The following is a 9,481-nucleotide window of genomic DNA, read 5'->3' on the forward strand; positions in this document are numbered from 1 at the left end:
CGGCGCTGAATTTGGCACGAAACACGCAATCCTCCTAGCCCACACGCCCCTGAAAACGGCGGCTGTGGCGAACTGAACCATAATTGAATGTGTTGCGATCGCAATTTCTTGACCTTCCGGTCAGAAAATCGTTGACCGAAAAGTCAGACATGACTAGATTCGGCCCACAGCGGTTAACAACAATAATGAGTCTGCGAGGCCTTCCGTGATCCAGTTTTTACTCAACCAGGAACTCCGTAGCGAGCACGCCCTGGACCCCAACCTGACGGTGCTCAACTATTTGCGCGAGCACGTGGGCAAGTCCGGTACCAAGGAAGGCTGCGCCAGCGGCGATTGCGGTGCGTGCACCGTGGTGGTCGGCGAATTGCACACCAATGACCTGGGTGTGGAGCAGATCCGCTATCGCAGCCTCAATTCGTGCCTGACCTTTGTGGCCTCCCTGCACGGCAAACAGCTGATCAGCGTCGAAGACCTCAAGCACCAGGGCCAACTGCACAGCGTGCAACAGGCCATGGTCGAGTGCCACGGCTCGCAATGCGGCTTTTGCACCCCGGGCTTTGTGATGTCGTTGTTTGCCCTGCAAAAAAACAGCGACACCCCGGATAGCCACAAGGCTCACGAAGCCCTGGCCGGCAACCTGTGCCGCTGCACCGGTTATCGCCCGATCCTCGCCGCCGCCGAGCAAGCCTGCTGCAACAAGCCCCAGGACCAGTTCGACAGCCGCGAGGCCCAGACCATCGCCCGCCTCAAGGCCATCGCGCCCACCCAAACCTGCGAGCTCAACAGCGGCGACAAACGCTGCCTGGTACCGCTGACCGTCGCCGACCTGGCCGACCTCTACGACGCCTACCCTCAAGCCCGCCTGCTGGCGGGCGGCACCGACCTGGCGCTGGAAGTTACCCAGTTTCACCGCACGCTGCCGGTAATGATCTATGTGGGCAACATCGCGGATATGAAGCGCATCGAACGCTTCGACGACCGCCTGGAAATCGGCGCCGCCGCCGTCCTGTCCGACTGCTACGCGGCGCTGAACGCCGAGTACCCCGACTTCGGCGACCTGCTGCAACGCTTTGCGTCCTTGCAGATCCGCAACCAGGGCACCCTGGGCGGCAACATCGGCAACGCCTCGCCCATTGGCGACTCGCCGCCCCTGCTGATCGCGCTGGGGGCGCAGATCGTGCTGTGCAAGGGCAGCACCCGGCGCACGCTGGCGCTGGAGGACTACTTCATCGACTACCGCGTGACCGCCCGCCAGGACAGCGAATTCATCGAGAAGATCATCGTGCCCAAGGGCCACTCGCTGTTTCGCGCCTACAAGGTGTCCAAGCGTCTGGACGACGACATTTCCGCCGTCTGCGCCGCCTTTAACCTGACCCTCGACAACGGCGTGATCAGCGCCGCCCGCGTGGCCTTTGGCGGCATGGCGGCCACCCCCAAGCGCGCCAAGCAGTGCGAAGCCGCCCTGCTCGGCGCGCCCTGGACGTCCGCCACCGTGGAAACAGCCTGCGCGGCCCTGGCCCAAGACTTCACCCCGCTGTCGGACTTTCGCGCCAGCAAGGAGTACCGCCTGCTCAGCGCCCAGAACCTGCTGCGCAAGTACTTCATCGAACTGCAAACCCCGCACATCGAAACCCGGGTGACCGCTTATGTCTAACCATCACGGCGTCGTGAAAACCCAGGCCGAACTCGCCGAACTGTTTGCCCAGGACCTCACCACCGGGGTGGGCCGCAGCGTCAAGCACGACAGTGCCGCCAAGCACGTGTCCGGCGAGGCGCAGTACATCGATGACCGCCTGGAATTCCCTAACCAGTTGCATGTGTATGCGCGCCTGTCCGACCGCGCCCACGCGCGGATCCTCAGCATCGACACCATGCCCTGCTACGCCGTTGAAGGCGTGCGCCTGGTCATCACCCATGAAGACGTGCCGGGCCTCAAAGACATCGGCCCGCTGCTGCCGGGCGACCCGCTGCTGGCTATCGACACCGTGCAGTACGTGGGCCAGGTGGTGCTGGCCGTGGCCGCCCGCGACCTGGACACCGCCCGCAAGGCCGCCATGGCCGCCGTGATCGAATACCAGGACCTGGAGCCGGTGCTGGACGTGGTCGAGGCGTTTCGCAATAAACATTTCGTACTCGACAGCCACACCCACCAACGCGGCGACGCCGCCGCTGCACTGGCCAGCGCCCGGCACCGCCTGCAAGGCACGCTGCACATCGGGGGCCAGGAACACTTCTACCTGGAAACCCAGATCTCCTCGGTGATGCCCACCGAAGACGGCGGCATGATCGTCTACTGCTCCACGCAAAACCCCACCGAAGTGCAAAAACTGGTGGCCGAAGTGCTGGACGTGTCGATGAATAAGATCGTGGTGGACATGCGCCGCATGGGCGGCGGCTTTGGCGGCAAGGAAACCCAGGCCGCCAGCCCCGCCTGCCTGTGTGCGGTGGTCGCGCACCTCACCGGCCAGCCCACCAAAATGCGCCTGCCGCGCGTTGAAGACATGCTGATGACCGGCAAGCGCCACCCCTTCTATATCGAATACGACGTGGGCTTTGATGATAGCGGCCGCCTCACCGGCATCCAGCTGGAACTGGCGGGCAACTGCGGTTACTCGCCAGACCTGTCCAACTCGATCGTCGACCGCGCGATGTTCCACGCCGATAACGCCTATTACCTGGGCGACGCCACCGTCAACGGCCACCGCTGCAAGACCAACACCGCCTCCAACACCGCTTACCGGGGGTTTGGCGGCCCGCAAGGCATGGTCGCCATCGAAGAAGTGATGGACACCATCGCCCGCCACCTGGGCCTGGACCCGCTGGCCGTGCGCAAGGCCAATTACTACGGCAAGACCGAGCGCAACGTCACTCACTACCACCAGATCGTCGAGCACAACCTGCTCCTGGAGATGACCGCAGAGCTTGAGGCCAGCAGCCAATACGCCGAGCGCCGCGAAGCGATTCGCCTGTTCAACGCCCACAGCCCCGTCCTGAAAAAAGGCCTGGCGCTGACCCCGGTGAAATTCGGCATTTCGTTTACCGCCAGTTTCCTCAACCAGGCGGGCGCGCTGATTCACATCTACACCGACGGCAGCATCCACCTGAACCACGGCGGCACCGAGATGGGCCAGGGCCTGAACACCAAGGTCGCGCAGGTGGTGGCCGAAGTGTTCCAGGTGGACATCGATCGCGTGCAGATCACCGCCACCAACACCGACAAGGTGCCGAACACCTCGCCCACCGCGGCCTCCAGCGGCGCCGACCTGAACGGCAAGGCCGCGCAGAACGCCGCCGAAACCCTCAAGCAGCGCCTGGTGGAATTTGCCACGCGCCACTACCACGTCAGCGAAGCGGACGTGGTGTTTCACAACGGCCTTGTGCGCGTGCGCGATCAGCTCCTGAGCTTTGAAACGCTGGTCCAGCAGGCGTATTTCGCCCAGGTGTCGCTGTCCAGTACCGGGTTCTACAAGACCCCCAAAATCTATTACGACCGCAGCCAGGCACGGGGCCGGCCGTTTTATTACTTCGCCTTTGGCGCCGCCTGTTGCGAAGTGATCGTCGACACCCTCACCGGCGAATACAAAATGTTGCGCACCGACATCCTGCACGACGTGGGCGCCTCGTTGAACCCGGCCATCGACATCGGCCAGGTCGAGGGCGGTTTCGTGCAGGGCATGGGCTGGCTGACCATGGAGGAGTTGGTGTGGAACAACAAAGGCAAGCTGATGACCAACGGCCCGGCCAGCTACAAGATCCCGGCCGTGGCCGACATGCCGTTGGACCTGCGGGTAAAACTGGTGGAAAACCGCAAAAACCCCGAAGACACGGTGTTCCACTCCAAAGCCGTGGGCGAGCCGCCGTTCATGCTCGGCATTGCCGCGTGGTGCGCGATCAAGGACGCGGTGGCGAGCCTGGGTGATTACCGCCACCAGCCAAAGATCGATGCACCTGCCACGCCAGAAAGAGTCTTGTGGGGTTGTGAGCAAATGCGCCAGTTGCAGCCCGTAAAAGCGGCTGAGGCACCCACCGAGATGGCTTCGCTTTAGCCATTGCAGCCCCCCAAGAGGTGATTATGAACGACTGGATCAGCGCCCTCGCCCACCTGCAGAACCGGGGCGAACCCTGCGTACTGGTGACCATCATCGAGGAGCTTGGCTCCACGCCGCGCAATGCCGGTTCAAAAATGGTCATCAGCGCCGACCAGGCCTTTGACACCATCGGCGGCGGGCACCTGGAGTACAAGGCCATGCAACTGGCCCGCGACATGCTCGTGCGCGGCCAGCAAAACACCCACCTGGAGCGCTTCAACCTCGGCGCCAGCCTGGGCCAGTGTTGCGGCGGCGTGACCGTGTTGCTGTTCGAGCCCATGGGCCAGGTGCAGGCCCACATCGCGGTGTTTGGTGCCGGCCACGTGGGCCGTGCGCTGGTGCCGTTGCTGGCCAGCCTGCCGTGCCGGGTCAGTTGGATCGACTCCCGGGAACAGGAGTTTCCACCGCATATCCCGCAAGGCGTGCGTAAAGTCGTCAGTGAGGAGCCAGTGGACGAAATTACCGACTTGCCGGTGGGCAGTTACTGCATCGTCATGACCCACAATCACGCGCTCGACCTGGAACTCACCGCCGCCCTGCTCAAGCGCAACGATTTCACCTACTTCGGCCTCATCGGCTCGAAAACCAAACGCGTGAAGTTCGAGCACCGCCTGCGCGAGCGCGGTTTCGATAACGCGCAGTTGCAACGCATGCGCTGCCCCATGGGGCTTTCCGAGGTCAAAGGCAAACTGCCGGTAGAAATCGCCATCTCCATCGCGGGCGAAATCATCGCCACCTATAACGCTAATTTCGGCCAGCACCTTGCGAGCGCCGAACCCATCGCCAAACTGCTGCCGGCCTCGCGCCGCAGCCAAGCTATCAATTGAGACTGCCATGCCTTTGACTCACAACGCTTACCGTGCCGCCCTGTTGCACAGCATTGCCGACCCTGCCGAAGTGGGTGTCGACGCGTCCTACGAGTATTTCGAAGACGGCCTGCTGGTAATCGAGAACGGTCGGATCAGCGCCATCGGCCACGCCAGCGACCTGCTGCCCACGCTGCCCGCGGGCGTGGAGGTCACCCATTACCCGGACGCGCTGATCACCCCTGGCTTGATCGACACGCATATCCACCTGCCGCAAACCGGCATGATCGGCGCTTATGGCGAGCAATTGCTGGACTGGCTCAACACCTACACCTTCCCGTGCGAAAGCCAGTTCGCCGACGCGGCCCATGCCGAGGCCGTCGCGGATATTTTCATCAAGGAGCTGCTGCGCAACGGCACCACCACCGCGCTGGTGTTCGCCAGCGTGCACCCGCAGTCGGTAAACGCGTTTTTCGAGGCGGCCGAGAAGCTCGACCTGCGCATGATCGCCGGCAAAGTGTTGATGGACCGCAACGCGCCGGACTACCTGACCGACACCGCCGACACCGGCTACGCGCAAAGCAAGGAGCTGATCGAACGCTGGCATGGCAAAGGCCGCTTGCACTACGCCGTCACGCCACGTTTCGCCCCCACCAGTACACCGCAGCAACTGGCTTTCGCCGGGCAATTACTGGCCGAGTACCCCGGGCTGTACATGCAGACGCACATCAGTGAAAATCCGCAGGAAGTGCAATGGGTCAAGGCGCTGTTCCCAGAGCGCAGCGGTTACCTGGACGTGTACGACCATTACCACTTGCTGGGGGAACGCTCGGTGTTCGCCCACGGTGTGCACCTGTGTGACGAGGAATGCGCGCGGCTGGCAGAAACCGGCTCGGCGGTGGCGTTCTGCCCGACGTCGAACCTGTTTCTGGGCAGTGGGTTGTTCAACCTGCCAATGGCCGAAAAGCACAAGCTCCCTGTGGGCCTGGGCACCGACGTGGGCGGCGGCACCAGCTTTTCGCTGCTGCACACGTTGAACGAGGCCTACAAGGTCATGCAGTTGCAGGGCGCACGGCTGAGCCCGTTCAAATCGCTGTACCTGGCAACGTTGGGCGGTGCGCGGGCGCTGCGGCTGGAGGACAAGATCGGCACGCTGCAACCGGGCACAGAGGCAGACTTTGTGGTGCTGGACTACCACGCCACGCCGCTGCTCAGCTATCGCCTCAAGCAGGCCACTCACATTGCCGAGACGTTGTTTGTATTGATGACGCTGGGGGATGACCGGACGGTGTCGCACACCTATGCCGCGGGCCAGTTGGTGCACCAGCGCTGAGGCTTGCCACGGCGCCAGGCAACGGTGGGAGCCCGCGTGCTCCCACAGGGTTCAACCGGGTTTACAGCTTTACCGAAGGGCGCCCCGGCTTTTTGGTTTGCAGCAGGTGCGAGAACACCGCGTGCAAATCATCCGACGCGCTTTCTTCGTCGAGGTTGAGCTTGCTGTCGATGTGATCCATGTGATGCATCATCAGGTCCACCGCCAGCGCGGCGTCCCGCGCTTGGATCGCATCGATCAACTGGGTGTGCTCATCGTAGGAGCAGTGCGAGCGGTTGCCGCTTTCGTACTGCGCGATGATCAATGACGTCTGCGACACCAGGCTGCGCTGGAAGCTGATCAGCGGAGCGTTTTTTGCAGCCTCCGCCAGCTTCAGGTGGAACTCGCCGGAAAGGCGGATACCGGCACCGCGGTCGCCACGGGAAAAACTGTCACGCTCCTCATTGACCATCTGGCGCAGCTCGGCCAGTTGCTCGGCGGTGGCATGTTGTACCGCAAGTTCGGTGATCGCACGCTCCACCAACCGGCGGGCGAGGAACACCTGGCGGGCCTCCTCCACGCTGGGGCTGGCCACCACCGCGCCGCGATTGGGGCGCAGCAACACCACGCCTTCATGGGCCAGGCGCGACAGGGCGCGACGAATGATGGTGCGGCTCACGCCGAAGATTTCCCCGAGTGCCTCCTCGCTCAATTTGGTCCCGGGCGCCAGGCGTTGTTCGAGGATCGCCTCGAAGATATGCGCGTAGACGATATCGTCCTGGGTTCCACTGCGACCGGCCTTGCCAGCGCGCGGTTGTTTCTTGAGAGGTTGCAACTGTTCGTTCATGGGCACTCGGGTCGGGAGAACGGCGGCGAATTAACGGTAATACGGCAACGACGGGGCGCTGGCAAGTATCACCCAAAAACAGGGCACATTGTACACAACCCATTGCACCAACACACTGTACGGCTGTTTGCGGCCCCGGCTGTATTGCAAAGCTTTGTAACGTTTGAGTTTAGGCTTGAATTCGCGCGCTCTCCTGCACACAGCCCTCCGGTAAAAGGAACACCGCCCCATGACCCAAGCCCTCCCGCGCCCGCTGGCCGATACCTCTCCCTCTGCGATCGTCGCAGGCTTCATCGCCATGATGACCGGCTACACCAGTTCCCTGGTGCTGATGTTCCAGGCCGGCCAGGCGGCGGACCTCACGACGGCGCAGATTTCTTCGTGGATCTGGGCGCTGTCCATCGGCATGGCGGTGTGCAGCATCGGCCTGTCGTTGCGCTATCGCACGCCCATCACCATCGCCTGGTCGACCCCGGGCGCCGCGCTGCTGATCACAAGCCTGGGCGGGGTGAGTTATGGCGAGGCCATCGGTGCCTACGTCACCTGCGCCGTGCTGGTGACGATCTGCGGGCTCACCGGCAGTTTTGAAAAGCTGGTCAAACGCATCCCCGCGTCCCTGGCGGCGGCCTTGCTGGCGGGCATTCTGTTCAAGATCGGCAGCGAGATTTTCGTCGCCGCCCAACACCGCACCGGGTTGGTGCTGGGGATGTTTTTTACCTACCTGATCGTCAAACGTGTGTCACCCCGTTACGCGGTGCTGGCCGCACTGCTGATCGGCACCGTGCTGTCGGGCCTGATGGGCTTGCTGGACTTCAGCGCCTTCCACCTGGAAGTGGCGACGCCGGTGTGGACCACGCCGCACTTCTCGCTGGCCGCGACCATCAGCATCGGCATCCCGCTGTTCGTGGTGGCGATGACCTCGCAAAACATGCCCGGCATCGCCGTGCTGCGCGCCGACGGCTATGACGTGCCCGCCTCGCCACTGATCACCACCACGGGCCTGGCCTCGCTGGTGCTGTCGCCGTTCGGCTCCCACGGTATTAACCTGGCGGCCATCAGCGCAGCGATCTGCACCGGACCGCATGCCCACGAGGACAAGCGCAAACGTTATACGGCGGCAGTGTGGTGCGGGGTGTTCTACGGGATCGCCGGGGTATTCGGCGCGACGTTGGCGGCGTTGTTTGCAGCGCTGCCCAAGGAGCTGGTGCTGTCGATTGCCGCGCTGGCGCTGTTTGGCTCGATCATCAATGGCTTGAGCATTGCCATGAATGAGCCCAGCGAGCGGGAAGCGGCGCTCATTACCTTTATGGTCACGGCATCGGGGCTGACGCTGTTTTCCATCGGTTCGGCGTTTTGGGGAATTGTGGCGGGCGTGGTGACGCTGGTGATTCTCAAGCGTTGAGCGAACGGCAAGCTGCACAGCCCAAGGCGTGCAGCTTGCCACTCACGCCTTACGCCTTGATCGGCGTCTCAGGGTGCCAGGCATCCAGCAGCTCGCTGACTTCAACGCGGGTCAACTCTGGGCGGGCTTTGAGCCAGGCCTCAACGGTTGCGCGCTGTTCTGGGGTCACCGAACCACGGGTGGCTTTGCATACCAGACCGAAGTCTTCGCCGCCCACGTAGTCCAGGCCGTTGCCGTCCATGGCTTCGGTCAGGAATGCGTCGAGGAAAGCGTCAACCGCTTCATCGTCCAAACCTTCTTTGAAATCCAGGTTCAGTTCGAAACCCAGCTCTTGAAATTCATCAACGCACAGTTTTTTGCGCAGACGCCGGGAACGGTTAGTCGCCATTGGAACAATCCTCTTAAGTAATAACGGCGGGCACTCTACCAGTTTCGGGCGGCGATTGCCCGACTCTCTGGGACAGGCGGCACAGTGCCAGTAAAAAAATCCCCGATTACCCGCTATCGTTCAGGCACAAGTGGATCCACCTTGGGGCATAATGCCGACACTTTCATGACCACTGAGGGATTTTCTTACATAGCCCTCGCTTTTTTAACCCTTGCTCAGCAGTAGGGTCTTACTTCTTATGATCAAATCCTTACGTCCATTGTTACTCGCCAGTGTCCTCCTTCCCCTGGCTTTTTCCGTTACCGCCGCCCCCGTCAACACCACCCTGCCGCCCAAGGTCCAGGAAGCGCTCCAAAAGGCCAAGCTGCAAAACAACGCCTTGTCCCTGGTGATGATCCCCCTCAACGGCCCCGGTACGCCGACGGTTTTCAACGCCGATGTGTCGGTCAACCCGGCCTCGACCATGAAGCTGGTCACCACTTATTCGGCCCTGGAAATGCTCGGCCCTAACCATCAGTGGAAAACCGAGTTCTACACCGACGGCACCCTGAGCGGCGGCATTCTGCACGGCAACCTGTTCCTCAGGATGGTCTGAAGTAGGCCACTATGTTTCGACAGCCGAGCCATAGACGCTTTCA

General features: G+C 62.3%; 7 protein-coding genes and 1 pseudogene. 6 read left to right on the forward strand and 2 right to left on the reverse strand.

Features of this window, described 5'->3' with window-relative positions:
• The first annotated feature begins 205 nt into the window (after positions 1-205).
• Genes xdhA through guaD form a run of 4 tightly spaced genes read left to right on the forward strand, consistent with a single transcriptional unit; the run spans position 206 to position 6,227 of the window.
• A complete protein-coding gene (xdhA, locus tag ACW9H9_RS20770; RefSeq protein WP_457345019.1) occupies positions 206-1,654 on the forward strand; it encodes a xanthine dehydrogenase small subunit in 1,449 nt (482 codons plus the stop codon).
• On the forward strand, positions 1,647-4,046 hold the full coding sequence (gene xdhB, locus ACW9H9_RS20775; protein WP_457345020.1) for a xanthine dehydrogenase molybdopterin binding subunit: 2,400 nt from the start codon (positions 1,647-1,649) through the stop codon (positions 4,044-4,046). The genes xdhA and xdhB overlap by 8 nt, the downstream gene beginning before the upstream one ends.
• Positions 4,047-4,072: 26 nt before the next feature.
• Positions 4,073-4,915, forward strand: coding sequence for a xanthine dehydrogenase accessory protein XdhC (xdhC, locus tag ACW9H9_RS20780; protein WP_457345021.1), 843 nt, complete (start codon positions 4,073-4,075; stop codon positions 4,913-4,915).
• A gap of 7 nt (positions 4,916-4,922) precedes the next feature.
• The gene (guaD, locus tag ACW9H9_RS20785) at positions 4,923-6,227 is read left to right on the forward strand and encodes a guanine deaminase (RefSeq protein ID WP_457345022.1); all 1,305 of its coding nucleotides are present in this window, start codon (positions 4,923-4,925) and stop codon (positions 6,225-6,227) included.
• A 61-nt stretch (positions 6,228-6,288) separates the two neighbouring features.
• Here guaD and ACW9H9_RS20790 read toward each other — a convergent pair whose 3' ends face one another.
• Positions 6,289-7,053, reverse strand: a complete 765-nt coding sequence (locus tag ACW9H9_RS20790; RefSeq protein WP_457345023.1) for a GntR family transcriptional regulator — start codon at positions 7,051-7,053, stop codon at positions 6,289-6,291.
• 229 nt (positions 7,054-7,282) lie between these two features.
• Here ACW9H9_RS20790 and ACW9H9_RS20795 point away from each other — a divergent pair, with 229 nt between their 5' ends.
• Entirely contained in the window at positions 7,283-8,455 is a 1,173-nt protein-coding gene (locus ACW9H9_RS20795) for a benzoate/H(+) symporter BenE family transporter (RefSeq protein WP_457345024.1), read from the forward strand.
• A 49-nt stretch (positions 8,456-8,504) separates the two neighbouring features.
• Here ACW9H9_RS20795 and ACW9H9_RS20800 read toward each other — a convergent pair whose 3' ends face one another.
• Positions 8,505-8,843 carry a YggL 50S ribosome-binding family protein gene (locus ACW9H9_RS20800; RefSeq protein ID WP_457345025.1) on the reverse strand — a complete coding sequence of 113 codons (339 nt, stop codon included), beginning with the start codon at positions 8,841-8,843 and terminating at the stop codon, positions 8,505-8,507.
• 238 nt (positions 8,844-9,081) lie between these two features.
• Between ACW9H9_RS20800 and ACW9H9_RS20805 the strand changes: the two are divergent.
• A pseudogene (locus ACW9H9_RS20805) lies at positions 9,082-9,429 on the forward strand (D-alanyl-D-alanine carboxypeptidase); the annotation flags it as partial.
• Positions 9,430-9,481 lie beyond the last annotated feature (52 nt).

Source organism: Pseudomonas sp. SDO5215_S409 (assembly GCF_054071325.1).